This window comes from Candidatus Phytoplasma citri (assembly GCF_002009625.1).
Taxonomy (GTDB): domain Bacteria; phylum Bacillota_I; class Bacilli_A; order Acholeplasmatales; family Acholeplasmataceae; genus Phytoplasma; species Phytoplasma citri.
Map to the genome: position 1 here is coordinate 1 of NZ_MWKN01000095.1, position 860 is coordinate 860.

1 protein-coding gene is annotated in these 860 nt (G+C 25.5%); it reads left to right on the forward strand.

Translation table 11 applies throughout. From position 1 onward, the window contains the following. Nucleotides 1–133: 133 nt before the first annotated feature. Nucleotides 134–475: an SVM family protein gene (locus B2G44_RS02220; RefSeq protein ID WP_078123193.1), complete on the forward strand. Its 342-nt coding sequence runs from the start codon at nucleotides 134–136 to the stop codon at nucleotides 473–475. Nucleotides 476–860: the final 385 nt, after the last annotated feature.

Below are 860 nucleotides of genomic sequence, written 5' to 3' on the forward strand. Positions count from 1 at the left end.
GATTAGAAAAAGAATATCAAATATCTGAATCATCGAAAGAAATGGATAAAGATTCAATTATTTCAGAACTAAATTCCTTTTATGAAATCACCTCAGCTGAGGGGTAAAAAAATAAAAGGAGTTATAAATTAAAATGATGCAAGTAAAAAATAAATTACATCTTTTACCATTCTTTTTAATTAGTTATTTAGGATTATTCTTTTTAATTAATATTAATCACGTTATGGCTGCTCCGAAAAAAAATGATAAAGGCAAAGAAATTTCTTCTTCTGAAAAAGAAGAAAAAATAACAAAAAAAGATATATCACAATATTATGAATTATACAATACTCTTAAAGATTATTCTGAAGAAGATCAAAATAAAATTATTCAGATTTTATCAGATCCAGAAATATCAAAATTATTACAAGAACAAAAGCTTAAGTCACAAAAAACAGGTTCCTCTTCTAAAAAACCTGATGATTCTAAAAAATAAAATTTAAAATAAACTATTATTATTTATTTAGACCCTTTCATGGGTCTTTTTTTGTTTAATCATAATTATCAAATAACCAGACTCTTTTAACAAGAGTCTTTTTTTATTGCCATTAATACTAAAAAAACCAAAGGAGTTTAATAATATGCGCGATTTTTTTATTTTTATATGTGTGACTATGATATTTTATTCCTTATTCAGCGCGGTTTATTCAGCGTTTAAAATACAAAATAACGAAATTAAAAAGTCAAAAAAATGAAATTAATTCCAAAGATAACAAAAATACGGATAGATTAATTGCGTTTTATGCAGCGATTTGTATTTGCTGTTTTATTTACAATCAGCCCCCGTCCAAACCGGACAAGCAAGTTTCCAAGCACACCGC